This window comes from Halomonas shengliensis (genome assembly GCF_900104135.1).
In the GTDB taxonomy this organism is placed as follows: domain Bacteria; phylum Pseudomonadota; class Gammaproteobacteria; order Pseudomonadales; family Halomonadaceae; genus Halomonas; species Halomonas shengliensis.
On the sequence record NZ_FNIV01000014.1, the window covers coordinates 65,647 to 80,614 of the forward strand.

The 14,968-nt window shown below is 71.1% G+C and carries 15 protein-coding genes; 9 read left to right on the forward strand and 6 right to left on the reverse strand.

The window, feature by feature from the left end:
• Window positions 1-205: 205 nt before the first annotated feature.
• On the forward strand, window positions 206-1,114 hold the full coding sequence (locus BLP95_RS15700; RefSeq protein WP_245678780.1) for a MurR/RpiR family transcriptional regulator: 909 nt from the start codon (window positions 206-208) through the stop codon (window positions 1,112-1,114).
• Between the two features lie 48 nt (window positions 1,115-1,162).
• Here the strand turns inward: BLP95_RS15700 and BLP95_RS15705 are convergent, their stop codons facing one another.
• Both BLP95_RS15705 and BLP95_RS15710 read right to left on the reverse strand, forming a co-directional pair.
• Window positions 1,163-2,140, reverse strand: a complete 978-nt coding sequence (locus tag BLP95_RS15705; protein ID WP_089680973.1) for an NADPH:quinone reductase — start codon at window positions 2,138-2,140, stop codon at window positions 1,163-1,165.
• A gap of 81 nt (window positions 2,141-2,221) precedes the next feature.
• The gene (locus BLP95_RS15710) at window positions 2,222-2,800 is read right to left on the reverse strand and encodes a hypothetical protein (RefSeq protein ID WP_089680974.1); all 579 of its coding nucleotides are present in this window, start codon (window positions 2,798-2,800) and stop codon (window positions 2,222-2,224) included.
• 306 nt (window positions 2,801-3,106) lie between these two features.
• Between BLP95_RS15710 and BLP95_RS15715 the strand changes: the two genes are divergently transcribed.
• A complete protein-coding gene (locus BLP95_RS15715; protein WP_089680976.1) occupies window positions 3,107-3,856 on the forward strand; it encodes a glycerophosphodiester phosphodiesterase family protein in 750 nt (249 codons plus the stop codon).
• Between the two features lie 85 nt (window positions 3,857-3,941).
• Here the strand turns inward: BLP95_RS15715 and BLP95_RS15720 are convergent, their stop codons facing one another.
• The 3 genes from BLP95_RS15720 to BLP95_RS15730 form a co-directional block, all read right to left on the reverse strand.
• The gene (locus BLP95_RS15720) at window positions 3,942-5,345 is read right to left on the reverse strand and encodes a xanthine/uracil/vitamin C permease (protein ID WP_089680978.1); all 1,404 of its coding nucleotides are present in this window, start codon (window positions 5,343-5,345) and stop codon (window positions 3,942-3,944) included.
• A gap of 279 nt (window positions 5,346-5,624) precedes the next feature.
• The gene (locus tag BLP95_RS15725; protein WP_023007283.1) at window positions 5,625-5,870 is read right to left on the reverse strand and encodes a GlsB/YeaQ/YmgE family stress response membrane protein; all 246 of its coding nucleotides are present in this window, start codon (window positions 5,868-5,870) and stop codon (window positions 5,625-5,627) included.
• 39 nt (window positions 5,871-5,909) lie between these two features.
• Window positions 5,910-6,452, reverse strand: a complete 543-nt coding sequence (locus BLP95_RS15730; protein WP_089680980.1) for a DUF924 family protein — start codon at window positions 6,450-6,452, stop codon at window positions 5,910-5,912.
• An 82-nt stretch (window positions 6,453-6,534) separates the two neighbouring features.
• On the opposite strand from BLP95_RS15730, the gene BLP95_RS15735 reads away from it, so the two are divergent.
• From BLP95_RS15735 to gpgF, 7 genes are all read left to right on the forward strand, one after another.
• On the forward strand, window positions 6,535-6,720 hold the full coding sequence (locus tag BLP95_RS15735; protein ID WP_089680984.1) for a hypothetical protein: 186 nt from the start codon (window positions 6,535-6,537) through the stop codon (window positions 6,718-6,720).
• A 9-nt stretch (window positions 6,721-6,729) separates the two neighbouring features.
• A complete protein-coding gene (locus tag BLP95_RS15740; RefSeq protein ID WP_089680986.1) occupies window positions 6,730-8,121 on the forward strand; it encodes a YcjX family GTP-binding protein in 1,392 nt (463 codons plus the stop codon).
• Window positions 8,118-9,173 (forward strand): YcjF family protein, encoded by a 1,056-nt coding sequence (locus tag BLP95_RS15745; RefSeq protein WP_089680988.1) that lies wholly within the window; start codon window positions 8,118-8,120, stop codon window positions 9,171-9,173. The genes BLP95_RS15740 and BLP95_RS15745 overlap by 4 nt, the downstream gene beginning before the upstream one ends.
• A 100-nt stretch (window positions 9,174-9,273) precedes the next feature.
• Window positions 9,274-9,714 (forward strand): universal stress protein, encoded by a 441-nt coding sequence (locus tag BLP95_RS15750; RefSeq protein WP_089680990.1) that lies wholly within the window; start codon window positions 9,274-9,276, stop codon window positions 9,712-9,714.
• A gap of 169 nt (window positions 9,715-9,883) precedes the next feature.
• On the forward strand, window positions 9,884-11,824 hold the full coding sequence (locus BLP95_RS15755; RefSeq protein WP_089680992.1) for an exoribonuclease II: 1,941 nt from the start codon (window positions 9,884-9,886) through the stop codon (window positions 11,822-11,824).
• A 145-nt stretch (window positions 11,825-11,969) separates the two neighbouring features.
• Entirely contained in the window at window positions 11,970-13,088 is a 1,119-nt protein-coding gene (gpgS, locus tag BLP95_RS15760) for an N-acetylglucosaminyl phosphatidylglycerol synthase (protein WP_089680994.1), read from the forward strand.
• Complete coding sequence (gene gpgF, locus BLP95_RS15765) at window positions 13,081-14,097, forward strand: glucosaminyl phosphatidylglycerol flippase (RefSeq protein ID WP_089680996.1); 1,017 nt, start codon at window positions 13,081-13,083, stop codon at window positions 14,095-14,097. The genes gpgS and gpgF overlap by 8 nt, the downstream gene beginning before the upstream one ends.
• Window positions 14,098-14,171: 74 nt before the next feature.
• Here the strand turns inward: gpgF and BLP95_RS15770 are convergent, their stop codons facing one another.
• Window positions 14,172-14,963: a M48 family metallopeptidase gene (locus tag BLP95_RS15770; RefSeq protein ID WP_089680998.1), complete on the reverse strand. Its 792-nt coding sequence runs from the start codon at window positions 14,961-14,963 to the stop codon at window positions 14,172-14,174.
• Window positions 14,964-14,968 lie beyond the last annotated feature (5 nt).

Consider the following 14,968-nt stretch of genomic DNA (forward strand, 5'->3'; position numbering starts at 1 on the left):
TTGCCGCCACTGAAAACAAACGTGTCATTATTGGAAAATTTCCAACACGCTTGTTTTGCCGGCATGCTAGCCAAGGGTCGTACCGTAGTCAATACGTCCGTGCCGATAAAAACGCCCAGGGGGAACAGATGTTTCACTCAAGGGTCGGTTCGATCGGTTACAATGCGCGCCCCGATCCGTCCCTCACCACCCCAGGAGACCGCCCGTGCTGGAATCCGACCCGGCTCCCTTGGACACCGGCCCGAACCGCCTGGATGCGGTGAACCGCGAGCTCGCCGAGGCCTACCCGGAGCTCAGCCCGCAGCTCAAGCTGGCCGCGGGCTATGTGCTGGAGCACCCGGTGGAGATCGCCTTCCAGTCGATCCGCAAGTCGGCGGCCGCCGCCGAGGTCACCGCCTCGACCCTGGTGCGCCTGGCCAAGCGGCTGGGCTTCGACAGCTACGAGCAGTTCCGTGAAGTGTTCCAGTCGGCGGTGCAGGCCGGCCCGGTGGAGCTCTCGGGGCGCGCCAGCCAGCTGCGCACCCTGGCCAGCCAGACCGATGACCAGGTGTTCCTCGATGTCGGCGACGCCGCCTTCGACAACATCGGCCGGCTGTTCACCGCCGACAACCAGGCACGCGTACGCGATGCCGCCCGCCTGCTGCTGCAGGCCGGCAGGATCGCCGTGGTGGGGTTCCGGGACACCTTCGCCTGCGCCTACCACTTCGCCTATGTGGGGCGCATCGCCATGCCCAATATCCAGCTGATCCGCGGCCAGGAGGGGGGGCTGCTCACCGAGCTTGCGCCCTATGGCGAGGGCGACGTGGTGGTGGTGTTCGGCTTCGAGCCCTACTGCGCGGAGACCATGCGCGCGCTCGAGATCACCCGGGCCGCGGGGGTCAGCGCCATCGTCATCACCGACACCCTGCGCTCGCCGCTGGTGCCGGGGGCCACCCTGACCTTCCCGGTGGCCAACGCCACCCCGCACTTCTTCCCGTCGATCCTCTCCGCCATCACCCTGGTGGAGACCCTGCTCGCCGAGTGCGTGGCCTTCGGCCCGGATGCGCTGGTGGACAACGTGGCGAGCTTCGAGTCGCGGATGCGGGCGATGGGCGCCTATGTGGAGAACGGATAAGCCACAAGGGGTTTCCTTGCGGCTTGATCCTTGTGCCTTGGAGCGGTTTCAGGGCAACAGGATGGTGGAGCCGGTGGTCTGACGGCCCTGCAGGGCGTCCTGGGCCTTGCCGGCCTCGGCCAGCGGGTAGCGACTTGAGATATCCACCGTCACCTTGCCGCTCTCGAGCATCTCGAAGAGCTCGGCGGCCATCGCCTCCAGGCGCTCGCGGGTGTCGGCGTAGCCGTTGAGGCTGGGACGCGTGGTGAACAGCGAGCCCTTCTGGTTGAGGATGCCCAGGTTGACCCCCTCCACGGCGCCTGAGGCGTTGCCGAAGCTGACCATCAACGAGCGCGGCTTGAGGCAGTCCAGCGAGGTCTCCCAGGTGTCCTTGCCCACCGAGTCGTAGACGACATCGCACATGGCACCGTCGGTCAGCTCGCGCACCCGCTCGACCACGTCCTCCTTCGTGTAGTCGATGGTCGCCCAGGCGCCGTTCTTCTCGGCCAGCGCCGCCTTCTCCGGGGAGCTGACGGTACCGATCAGCCTGACGCCAAGTGCCCTGGCCCACTGGCACGCGATGGAGCCGACCCCGCCGGCGGCGGCGTGCCAGAGGATGGTCTCGCCGGCCTCGAGGCGGTGGGTCTGGCGCATCAGGTACTGCACGGTGAGACCCTTGAGCATGCTCGCCGCGGCGGTCTCGAAGTCGATCCCCTCGGGCAGCACCACCACCTTGGCGGCGGGCAAAGTATGCAGCTCGGCGTAGGCCCCCAGCGGGCCCTGGGCATAGGCGACGCGATCGCCCGGCTTGAGGTGGGTCACCCCCTCGCCCACGGCATCGACCACGCCGGCCCCCTCGGTGCCCAGCCCCGAGGGCAGCGACGGCGCCGGGTAGAGGCCGGTGCGGAAGTAGATGTCGATGAAGTTGAGGCCGACGGCGCGGTTGGCGACCCTAACCTCGCCGGGCCCCGGCTCCGCCGGCGTGACGTCGACGAGTTCGAGGACCTCGGAGCCGCCGGTACGGGCAAACTGGATGCGCTTGGCCATGAAGGGTGTTTCCTTGTGCTGCCTGCTGGATGGACCCTCCAGTCAAGCGCCATGGCCCGGCAGGGTCAAGTCATGCCAATGTCAGAGCGTGGTGGGAAAGGCTTCCAGGCCACGCAGGAAGCGCGCCTTGTAGTCGTCGAACTGCTCGCGGTCCTGCTTGAAGGAGTGGATCACCGCCGCCTCGTCGAAGGTCAGCGTCCGCGGCAGGTCGTCCAGGGAGCCGGCCGGATGGCGAGGGCCCAACCCGATGCGCACACCGGCCTTGCCGTCCAGCCAGCGCGAGATCCCCGCCGCGCGAAAGCGTGCCTCCTGCTCGGCGTCCCGGGCATCGACGCGCAGCGGGGCCTTGCGGGCCAGCTCGGCCACCAGCCGCTCGGCCGGCCGCACCACGCCCTGCCGCTCCTGCTCCAGCTCGGCCAGCAGCATCACGGTCATGCCGCTGCCCAGCTCATCCAGCACCAGCAGCGCCAGGGCCACCGGGCGCGAGTGGTCATCCACCAGCGCCAGCACCCGGGCCGCCTCCTGCTCGATCAGCACCCCCTGGGTGCCGGCGAAGGTCGCCAGCGGGCGCAGCCCCGCCTCATAGCCATAGGCCTCGGCGCATAGCCGGGCCAGGCAGGCCTCGCGCTGACGGGGGTTCTTGATATGCACGACTCTCATCTCGGTCTCCACGCGGCGCCGATGGCGCCATCGCCAGGGTCGAAAAAACGCGCAGCCTACCATATCCAGGACGCGGCGGAGGGCGATAGGCTAGGAGCCTGTCGGGCTTAACACTGATCTACTGCGAGATCCGGTCTTTCGGCCAATTTCATCGATCTGATTCGTTAAATAGCACGCTATTCGCCTCATCAGATCGATAAACTTGTCTCGAAATCCGAATCTCTCGTTACGATCGGTCAAACCCGACAGGCTCCTAGCGGCAGGTTCGCCGCCGGTGACGCCCCCCGCTGACAAGGAAGACGGCCCATGCCCCACCCCGACATCGCCCTCCCCCGCCTCCTCGCTCATCGCGGCCTGTCTGCCCATGCCCCGGAGAACACCCTGGCCGCGGTGCGCGCCGCCCACGACGCCGGCTGCGACTGGGTCGAGCTCGACGTCCAGCTGCTGGGCGACGGCACCCCGGTGATCTGGCACGACGCCACGGTACTGCGCTGCTCGGATGGCCGCGGCCGGCTGGCCGAGCTCGACCTGCCGGCCGCCCGCCGCCTCGACGTGGGCGCCTGGTTCGGTGATGCCTTCCGCGGCGAGCGCATCGCCACCCTGGCCGAGATGCTGGCGCTGATCGCCGAACTCGGCATGGGCCTCAACCTCGAGCTCAAGGTCAACCGCGGGCGCAGTGCCGCCGCCCTGGTGGAATCGGCGCTGCCCAAGGCGCTGGACGCCCTGCCCCCGGAGCGGCTGATCGTCTCCTCCTTCGACGACGACGCCCTGGCCTGCGCCCGGGAGATCGCCCCGCCCTCGCGCCTGGCGCTGGGCGTGCTCTTCGAGGGGATGACCCGCGACTGGCGCGCCCGCTGTGAGGCGGTGTCCGCCTTCGGCGTGCACGCCGACTGGCGCCGCCTCAGCCGGCGCGGCGCCGCCGCGGTCAAGGCCGAGGGCTACGCCCTGCTCTGCTACACCCCCAACGACCCGGCGGCCTTCGCCAACCGCTGGGGCTGGGGCGTGGATGCCGCCATCAGCGACGACCCGACGTGCTACACCGGCCACCTGCCCTGAGCCGGCGCCCTTGCCCTGCACCACCACGACGACGGGCCGCCCGAGGGCGGCCCGTCATGGCACCGACGGTGCGAGGGGAGAGGGCTCAGCGGGTCGCCGCTTCCGGCTCGGCCTCCACCGCCATGTCGTCCTCGACATGGATCGGCTCCTGCTCCTCCGCCTCCCGGGCCCCTCGCTGGCGGTGCTCGATCATGAAGTAGAGCACCAGCCCCACGCCCAGGCCCCAGGCGGCACCGTGGGTGGCCAACACCACGCCCATGATGCCGGCCACGCCCATGGCGGTGGCGTTCCGGATCTGCTCCACCGCCACGGCGATGCACAGGTAGCCGGTGATCAGCAGGGTGATGGAGAGCGCGATGGGCAGCACCGGCCGGAACAGGGTGATCAGCGGCAGCATGAACAGCGCCAGGAAGCCGACGATCCAGAACACCGAGGCGCCGCCGTAGATGGAGTCCATCGCCTTGCGGCCGTAGCGGTAGCGCTCGGCCACGGTGGCCATGGCCCCGGTGAACAGCGGGCCGGCCAGCCCCGGATAGGGTGCCAGCAGGGAGTGCATCAGGTTGCGCAGGCCGGTGATCAGGTGCACGCGGTCGACGTTGACCTCGATCCGCTCGTCGGGGCGCAGGTGGTCGACGCGCTTGATCAGACTCTGGCCGACGATGATATCGCCGAAGGCGATGATGTACGCGATGATCGCCGTGGGCACGGCGGCCAGCAGCAGCTCGACGCCGGGCAGCCCCACCGAGAACGGCAGGTAGGCCCAGATGCCGGCGAAGTCCGGCAGCGCCACGCCCCATTCGATGCTGGGCAGCGGGTACTCGCCGACGCCCCAGCCGATGCCCATGGTCACCAGCATGCCCGGCACCATGCCGTAGGCGGCGATGTTGCGCGCCCAGCGATGCTTCTCGGTGAGGTCACGGAAGGAGAGCGAGAACAGCACGTAGAGGGTCACCAGGCCGCCGATGCCCAGCGAGATCGGCGTGCTGTAGAGCCGCCCGCCCTCGCTGATCTCGCCGCTGATGGCGGCGATGCCGGCCCCCAGCAGGATGCCCGCCTTGATCGAGTCCGGCACGTTGTTGACCAGCTTCGAGCCCAGCCGGGTCACCGCCATGAACAGGAAGATCGCCGTCACCACCAGCTGCAGCGCCACCATGGCGCGGATCGCCTCCGGGCCCGGCGCGAAGTCGCCCAGGAACAGCAGCACCACCGGGATCGCCGGGGTGATCCAGCCGGCGATGAAGGGCACGCCGAGCAGCGGTGGCAGCATGAAGCCCACCCCGCAGACCACCACGAAGGCCAGCGCCACCTCGTAGGGCACGCCGAGGTACTGCTCGAGCAGCGGGATCATGCCCATGGCGATCACGAACATCACCAGGGCCTGGATGGTCTCGGGGACCTCCCAGCGGAAGTGGATGAACGGCAGGCGGAGCTTGAAGGGGCCCAGCGGCCAGTAGGGGTGTTCCTCACCGTGTTGGCGTTTCAGCAGCACGTCATGTCCTCATCGTTTCTGGTTATTCACCTGGGGTTCCTCGCATCGTTGTTGTTATGCCCCGAGGTTTTACGTGCATGCTGCAGCTGCGAACATTCGACTTTGGGTCAGCGCCAGGCGTCGCGACGCCGCGGACATTGTCGACAGGGAGAGCGGTTCTGGCCGGTTTGGCGGCGATTATCGGCGCGTTAGACGCAGATAGGCGCCGTTACTGTCGACAGTAACGGCGCCTATCTCTTGGATGACGTTGACGTAAACTTTAGTCCAGCTAGCGCCTCGTCACCCCGTCTTCACCTTGCTGATCACCCACAGCAGGATCACCGCGCCAACCACGGCGCTGAACAGCGAACCGAGGAAGCCACCGGTGCCCATGCCGAGAATCTGCTGGAAGATGAAGCCGCCGATCACCGCGCCGACCACGCCGACGCCGATGTTGCCGAGGATGCCGAAGCCCCCGCCGCGCATGATATGGCCCGCGATCCAGCCGGCGAGCCCGCCGATGATAAGCCAGGCGATGATGCCCATGGTGCCTCCTTGTCGAGAGAGTGGTGAGTGATGACAACGCTAGAAGGAGGAGCCGGGCTGCGCCAGGAAGGCCAGCTCCTCCGGGGTGGAAACGCGGCCGAGGATGGCGTTGCGATGGGGATAGCGGCCGAAGCGCAGGATGATGTCACGATGGCGTCGCTCGAAGCGCAGGTTCTCCTCCAGGCCCGGCTGGTCGAAGAGGGTGAGCGCCTGGTCGTGGATCCGCCGAGACTCGCTGTGCATCCAGGGCATGTAGAGGAAGGCGCGACGCACCGGCGACAGCGCCGCGTCGGCGCCACGGGCCACCGCCTCCTGGGCCAGCCCCAGCGCCAGCGGGTCGGCCGCGAAGGCCGTCGGGGTGTCGCGGTGGACGTTGCGCGAGAACTGGTCAAGCACGATCACCTCGGCGAGCCGCCCCTCGGGGGTCTCGCGCCAGCCCCACAGCTCGGCGCGCCGCGCCGCCGCCAGGCAGGCACCGAAGCGCCCGGCGATCTCGTCGTCCAGCGCCCGGTCCTTGCGAAACCACTGGGCCGGCTCGAGCTCGTCGAACCAGAAGGCCAGCACCTGCTCCGGCGTCGTCATCGCATCTCCCTGTTCGCTGCCGCTGGGCCTGCTCTCCTGATACCATCCTCGCCGTGACACCACAAGCGAGGAGCCCGAGCGCATGAACCCCGACCCCGTCTGGTCGATGATCACCTATGTCTGCAACATCCTCGGCATGCTGATCTGCCTGGGGGGCCTGAGCCTGGCACACTACAGCCGCTACCGCTGGCCGGGACGGGTGCTGGCCGGCGCCGGCTTCCTGCTGGCTGCCTCGCCGACCCTCTACGGCCTTTTCCTAGGCAGCTGAGGAGTGCCCATGCGCCAGCCCCTCTCCCGGGAGCTCAAGGACCTGCTCGAGCGCGGCCGCGACCGCCAGCTGCGCCTGGCCGTGACCGGCCTCTCCCGCTCCGGCAAGACCGCCTTCCTCACCTCGCTGGTCAACCAGCTGCGCCATGCCGGCCTCGAGGCGCGCCTAGACCTGCTGCCGGCGGCCCGCGAGGGACGCCTGCTGGGCGCGCGGCGCGTCAACCAGCAGGACCTGGGGGTGCCGCGCTTCCCCTACGATCCGGCCATGGCGGCGCTGTCGGCGACACCGCCGCGCTGGCCCGAGCCCACCCGCGGCATCAGCGAACTGCGCCTGACGATCCGCTACCGCCCGGCCCGCCCCGGCTGGTTCGAGGGCGACAGCCGCCAGCTGACCCTGGACCTGTTCGACTACCCGGGCGAGTGGCTGCTCGACCTGCCGCTGCTGGCCCATGACTACCCCAGCTGGTGCCGTAGCCAGGCCTCCCTGGGCGGCGAGCAGCGCGCCGCCCACTTCGCCGACTGGCAGGCCGCGGTGGCCGGACTCGACCCCGCCGGCGAGGCCGACGAGGCACGCCTGGCCGAGATCGCCGAGCACTACGCCGCGGGGCTGCGCGGTGCCCGGGAGGCGGGCTTCGCCGACCTGCAGCCCGGACGCTTCCTGCTGCCCGGGGACCTCACCGGCGCCCCGGTGCTGCAGTTCTTCCCGCTCCCCGGGATCGCCGAGGCGGACCCCGAGGCGCTGGCCGCGCTGCCGGAGACCAGCAACTACGCCACCCTGGCGCGGCGCTTCCGCTACTACCAGCAGCACATCGTGCGCCCCTTCTACCGCGACCACTTCCGCCGCTTCGATCGCCAGATCGTGCTGGTGGACCTGCTCGGCGCTCTCAACGCCGGCCCCGAGCGCTTCCAGGACCTCGCCCGGGCCCTGGCCAACCTGATGCAGAGCTTCGACTATGGCCGGCGCAGCCTGCTCTCGCGGCTCTTCGCGCCGCGCATCGACCGCCTGGCCATCGCCGCCACCAAGGCCGACCACGTCACCCCGGAGCAGCATCCGCGCCTGGTGGCGCTGCTCGAGGCGCTGCTGGCCGAGCCGCTCAAGGACCTGCGTTTCGCCGACGTGCCGGTGCGCGCCCTGTCGGTGGCGGCGATCCGCGCAAGCGAGGCGCGCGAGGTGGAACATCACGGGCGGCGCACCCCGGCGCTGCGCGGCACCGGGCTGGACGGCGAGCCGCTGCTGCTGTTCCCCGGCGAGGTGCCGGAGCGGCTCCCCGACGACGCCTTCTGGGCCCGTCAGGGCTTCGCCTTCCCCGCCTTTCGCCCGCTGCCCCTGGAGGGCGGCGCGCTGCCCCATATCCGCATGGATGCCGCCCTCGACTGGCTGATCGGAGACAAGCTGCAATGAGCCACCCCCAGGATCCCCGCCCGGGCCAGCGCTTCGCCCCCGAGGCGCCGCCGACCGAGGCCCCGGGGGCCGACCCGCGCCCGGCCGAGGCCTTCGCCCACGACCGGGAGAGCCAGGCGCTGGTGGCCGGCGACACGGCGAGCGAGGCGGGGCCAACACCCGACCTGGGACGGCCGCGCCGCCGTCGCTGGGGACTGCTACTGCTGCTCGCCGCCACCCTGGGCCTGGGCGTCGTGGAGGCCGGCCTCACCCTGGTCAGCGCGGGCCTCGGCGGCGACTGGCTGGCTGGCGCCTGGAGCCTGGTGCTGCTGCTGGCCCTGGGCCTCGGCGGCTCGGCGCTGGCGAGCGAGCTGTGGCGCCTGCGTCGCCTGCGCCGCCACGACCGGCTGCGCGAGCGGCTGACCGCCCTGCCCGCGGCCTCCCGCGGCGAGGCCGATGCCACCGCCCAGGCGCTGCGCCGCGCCCTGGCGCTGCACGACGACCATCCCCACTGGCAGGCCTTCCTGGCTGCCCGCCAGCCCCACCACGGCGGCGCCGAGCTGCTCGTCCTGCTCGACCACCACCTGCTGGCCCCCCGCGACCGCGAGGCACGCCGCCTGGTGTCGCGGATGTCCGGCGAGACCGCGGTGATGGTGGCGGTGAGCCCGCTGACCCTGGTGGACATGGCGCTGGTGGCCTGGCGCAGCCTGGCCATGGTGGACCGCCTGTGCCGGCTCTACGGCCTGGAGCTCGGCTATGCGGCGCGCCTGCGGCTGCTGCGCGAGGTGCTGCGCCAGATGGCCTTCGCCGGCGCCACCGAGATGACCGGCGATGCCGGCATGGAGCTGCTCTCCATGAACCTCGCCGGGCGCCTCTCCACCCGCGCCGCCCAGGGGCTGGGGATCGGCCTGACCAGCGCCCGCCTGGGCCTGCGTACCCAGCGCCTGACCCGGCCGCTGCCCTTCGCCGAGGGCCAGGCACCGCGCCTGGCCGACCTGCGCCGGGAGCTGTGGCAGCAGCTGCGCCGCCTGGAGGCGGAAGGCGAGCGGCGGCCTGATGCAGGTCAAGGTTGAGGCCACCGGGCGCCAGCCGGCATGACCTCGCCCGCGAAACCCGCTAGGCTCGAGGTATCCCCCTGCACGCCTCTTCCCATCCGCCACTAGGATCCCTGCCATGTTCACCTCCATCCTGGTACCCGTCGACGGCTCCGAACATGCCAGGAGGGCGCTGGCCGTGGCCTGCCAGCTGGCCCGCCAGGAGGACAGCACCCTACACCTGCTGCATATCCCCGAGACACTCGCCCACGAGACCACCCTGGTATGGGGCATCGGCGCCATCGCCATCGAGGCCAGCCGCGCGGAGCGCGAGGCGGCCGGCAAGCAGGTGATCGAGCGTGCCGCCGAGGCCGCCCGCGAGCAGGGCGCGGCCAGGGTCGAGACGATGATCGGCCAGGGCGACCCCGCGCGCACCATCCTCGGCGAGGCGCGCCGGCGCGGCGTCGACGCCATCGTCATGGGCAGCCGCGGGCTGAGCGACCTCAAGGGCTTCGTGGTGGGCAGCGTCTCCCACAAGGTGGCCCACGCCGCCGAGTGCAGCGTGATCACGGTGCGCTGAGCCACTCCGGCAGGCCTTCTGGCAGTCCCTGCGGCGGCGCCGGCCCGTGTCCCTGCCCCCCGTTCTCTTCCCAAGCCACTGATTCGCCATGGCCCACGCCGCGGCGTTTGGCGCCGCGCCCGCGAATCCGTATAGTGGCCCCCCTACCTCCCGCCAGACGTTCGTGATCATGCTGCAGAACAACGCCCTGCTTGCCCAGCTCAAGCAACAGATCCGCTCCACCACCCCTCGTGTCGAGGGCGTGATCAAGGCCACCGAGAAGGGCTTCGGCTTCCTCGAGACCGACGAGGGCGACTCCTACTTCGTGCCGCCCCCCGCCATGAAGCAGGTGCTGCACGGCGATCGCGTCGAGGCGGTGCTTCACGAGGAGGGCGACAAGAAGAGCGTCGAGCCCGACACCCTGATCGAGCCGGGCCTCGAGCGCTTCATCGCCCGGGTGCAGAAGCGCGAGGGACGCCTGGCGGTGGTGCCCGACCACCCCTCGATCCGCAATGTCCTCAAGGCGCGCATCAAGCGCAGCCTCGACGAGGCGAGCATCGGCGACGCCGACTGGGTGGTGGCGCGGCTGGTGCGCCACCCGCTCAAGCCCGACGACCGCGGCTTCTTCACCCAGATCGACGAGCTGGTGGCCAAGGCCGACGACCCGGCGGTGCCGTGGCGCGTGACCCTGGCCCGCCACGCCCTGGAGCAGGAGTGCCCCGATGCCGGCGACGACTGGCCGCTGCGCGACGAGGGCCTGACGCGCGAGGACCTCACCGCCGAGCCCTTCTTCACCATCGACGGCGAGAAGACCCGCGACATGGATGACGCCCTGCGCATCGTGCCGCGCGCCGAGGGGGGCTGGGAGCTGACGGTGGCCATCGCCGACCCCACCGCCTATGTCGAGGAGGGCCACGCCGCCGACCTCGAGGCGCGCACCCGCGCCTTCACCGTCTACCTGCCGGGCCAGAACGTCACCATGCTGCCCGAGCAGCTGGCCGATGACCTCTGCTCGCTGTGGGAGGGCAAGGAACGCCCGGTGCTGGCCTGCACCCTGGTGGTCGATGCCGACGGCAGCCTGGGCGATTACCGCTTCTTCGCCGCCACCGCGACCTCGAAGGCCAAGCTGGTCTACGACCGCGTCTCCGACTGGCTCGAGGGCCAGGGCGAGTGGGCGCCGGAGGCGGAGATCGGCGAGCAGCTCAAGGCGCTGCGTGACCTCACCGAGGCCCGTGCCGCCTGGCGCGCGAAGCATGCCCTGGTGTTCAAGGACCGCCCCGACTTCGTCTTCGACCTCGACGAGGCCGGCAACGTGCTGGATATCCGCACCGAGCATCGGCGCATCGCCAACCGCATGATCGAGGAGTCGATGATCGCGGCCAACGCCTGCTGCGCCCACCTGCTCGCCGAACACGTCGGCCACGGCATCTTCAACGTGCACCGCGCCTTCGAGGACGACAAGGCCGAGGCCGCCCAGGCGTTCCTGGCCAGCCAGGAGATCGAGGTGGAGCGCGAGGCCCTCACCGAGCTCTCGCGCTACCGGGAGCTCAAGCGCGAGCTCGAGGGGCGCGACGACGCCTGGCTCGACGCCCGCCTGCGTCGCTTCCAGGGCTTCACCAGCATGTCGGCCAAGCCCGGCCCCCACTTCGGCCTGGGCCTGCCCGCCTACGCCACCTGGACCTCGCCGATCCGCAAGTACGGCGACATGGTCAACCATCGCCTGATCAAGCGAGTGCTCAAGGGCGAGCAGGCGCCGGCCGAGGCGAGCCTGGCGCTCACCGAGCAGCTCACCGAGCGCCGTCGCCTCAACCGCATGGCCGAGCGCGACGTCAAGGACTGGCTCTACGTGCGCTACCTGAGCCCGGCCGCCGAGGCTCAGGAGGCCTTCGACGCCGAGATCATCGCCATCAACCGCGGCGGCATGCGGGTGCGCCTCACCGCCAACGGCGCCACTGCCTTCGTGCCGGCCCCGATGCTGCACAGCGACCGCGACAAGGTGGCCATCGACGACAAGGAGGGGCGCATCCAGGTGGAGAGCGAGGAGCGCTTCAAGCTGGGCGACCATATCCGCGTGGCGCTGATTGAGGCCCGCGAGGAGACCCGCTCGCTGGTGGCGCGCCCCGCGGAATAGGCTCGGTCCACCACAGCCCTCCCCCCTATCGCACGGCGGCCCTCGGGCCGCCGTGTCGCGTTTCGTCTCCGGTCCTGCCGCACTGTCGTCGAACTGTCGCACTCGCGCCCTAGCCTGAAGGGATCACCAGGCGTCAGGAGGCCGCGTGCATCTCGTCGATATCACCATGTTCCACGCCCCCGCCAGCGGCGGGGTACGCACCTATCTCGAGGCCAAGCATCGCCTGCTGGCCCGGCATCCCGACCTGCGCGCCAGCCTGCTGGTGCCCGGTGCCGAGGCCGGCTCCCTGGGCGATATCCACACACTGCCCGCCCCGCGGCTGCCGTTCGGTCAGGGGTATCGCTTCCCCCTGCGCCGGGCGCCCTGGCGCGACGCCCTGATCGCCATGGGGCCCGACCTGGTCGAGGCCGGCGACCCCTACGTGACCGCCTGGGCCGCCGTGGAGGCCGGCCAGCGCCTGGGGGTGCCCACGGTGGGCTTCTTCCACTCCGACCTGCCGCGGCTGATGGGCGATCGCTTCGGCGGTGGCGTGCGTCGGCGCCTGGAACGCTATGTCGGGGAGCTCTATGGCCGCTTCGACAGCGTCCTGGCGCCCTGCACCGCCATGGCCAGCCGGCTCGCCGACTGGGGCGTCGAGCGTGTCCGCGTGCAGCCCCTGGGCGTCGACCTGGAGCGCTTCCACCCCCGCCATCGGGACCCCGACCTGCGCCGCCGGCTGGGGCTCGGCGACGCGACCCGCCTGCTGGTGTTCGCCGGGCGACACTCCCCCGAGAAGCATATCGACGTGCTGCTGGCGGCCATGGCCCGCCTCGGCGCGGGCTATCACCTGCTGCTGATGGGGCCGGGCATGCCCGGCCGGGTGCCCGCCAACGTCAGCGTGGTGCCGCGCTACTGCCCTCCCGACGAGGTGGCCACCGCGCTCGCCAGCGCCGATGCCATGCTGCACGCCGGCACCCGGGAGACCTTTGGGCTGGTGGCTCAGGAGGCCATGGCCAGCGGCCTGCCGGTGGTGGCCGCCCGGGCCGGCGCCCTGGCGGAGTATGTGCCGCTGGGTGCCGGCATCCTCTGCCGGCCCCGGGATGCCGGTGACATGGCCCGCGCTACCCGCGAGCTGTTACTCAACGACCCCGACGCCATGGGGCGTCATGCCCGCCGCCATGTGGAGCGTCACTTCGCCTGGCCCCGGGTCATCGACGACCTGCTGGGCCACTATCGGCGGCTGTGCCAGGGCAGCCCGCATCAGGCGATCTCGCTGAATGGCTGACCCTCGCCGGCCGCTGCCACGTTGGCGGCCATGGCACGGCCTGACGATCGTGCTGGCGCTGCTGGCCCCTGTGCTGGTCACCGCCTGGCTGGGCGGTGCCGAGTCCCTGGCGGCGATCAGGCGCTTCCCTCCCGGCCTGCTGGGGCTGATGGTGCTGGTGGCCTTCACCTGCTGGAACCTCAACGCCGCCCGCCTGCGCCTGATGCTGGACGGCCGGGCCGGGTGGCTCGGCCAGCGTGGCGCCCTGGGCATCGAGCTGGCGTCCAAGTTCGCGCTGTGCGCCACGCCAGGCGGCAGCGGCGGCCCGGCCACCCTGCTGGTGCTGCTGGCCCGGCGCGGCTTGCCGCCCTCCAGGGGCGCCGCGGTCTTCCTGCTCGACCAGGGCTGCGACCTGCTGTTCTTCCTGTGCATGCTGACCGGGGTGGTGGCCTACTCCCTGCTGGGCGACACCGCGTGGCCCCACCGCTGGCTGGTCCAGCTGGCCCTCGTCGCGCTGGCCCTGGTGGCGTTCGCTGCCTGTCTGGCGATGGCCTGCCTGCCCCGTCTGCTGCGCTCTCCCGTCCAGCCGCCGGCATGCTGGCTGAGCGGCAGGCGACGCCGCTGGCTGGCACGCCGACTGCTGGTCTGTCGGCAGGCGATCCTGACGACCCTGCGGCTGCCCCCCACCACACTGCTGGCGGTATTGATGCTGACCAGCGCCCATTGGCTGTTGCGCTATAGCCTGCTCTACCTGGCGGTGCTGGGCGTGGGCGGCAGCATCGACTGGCTATGGATCTTCCTGACCCAGATGCTGGCGATGGCCGCGAGCCAGTTCAGCTTCCTGCCTGGAGGCGCCGGGGCCGCCGAGCTGGGTGTCGGCGGGCTGCTGCTGCCGATGCTGGGAGCCGAGCAGGCCGCCGCCGCCGTGCTGGTGTGGCGCCTGGCCTCCTACCACCTCTACCTGGCCGCCGGTGCGCCGCTGTTCCTCGTCCAGGCCACCCGCTGGCTGGCGCGCTCGCCGGCTGACTGACGGCCTTGCTGCCAAGAGGTCGCGCGAAGGTAGCGGCATGGAGACGAGGCACGGCTTGCCCGCCCCTCGCCTCCTCAACCGCAGCGGGCGAGGCTGGCCTCCCGGTAGCGCGCCAGGGCGGCCTCCATGTCGGCCTCGAGGCCCGCGATGCGGGCATCATGGGCGGGGTGGGTGGAGAGGAACGCCGGCGGCTGGCCCTCGCCGGCGGCGGCCATGTTGCGCCACAGCGCGACGCTCTCGCGGGGATCGAAGCCTGCCTCGGCCATGATGGCCAGGCCCATGGCATCGGCCTCCTCCTCGTGGGCGCGGCTGAAGGGCAAGGCGATGCCCAGATGCGCCCCCAGGCCCAGCGCCCGCATCAGGGTGTCGCCGGCCAGGTCGCCCTCGCTGAACAGCCCCACCACTAGCAGCACCGCGCGGATGCCGAGACGCTGGGTGAGGCGCTCGTTGCCGTGCTCGGCCAGCACATGGGCGACCTCGTGGCCGAGCACCGCCGCCAGCTGGGCGGGGGACTCGGCCACCCGCAGCAGCCCGCTGTGCACGCCGATGCGCCCACCGGGCAGGGCGAAGGCGTTGGGGCTGGGGTCCTCGAACAGCACCACCTCCCAGGCAGCGGGCAGGCTGACACCGGGGTAGACCGCGCCCGCGGCGGCAGCCACCTCGCGGCTGACGCACTGCACCAGGGCGTTGGCCGGGGAGCCGGTCACCTCGGGGCGCCGGCGGCGCATCTCCGCGAAGCTCTGCTCGCCCATCTCGGCCAGCATCCCGTCGGGCACCAGCGCCAGCCGCGAGCGCCCGGTGGGCGTCTCACTGCAGCCGGCGAGCAGCAGCGCGACGCCCACCAGCATCCAGACAAACCGTGTCATGTGCT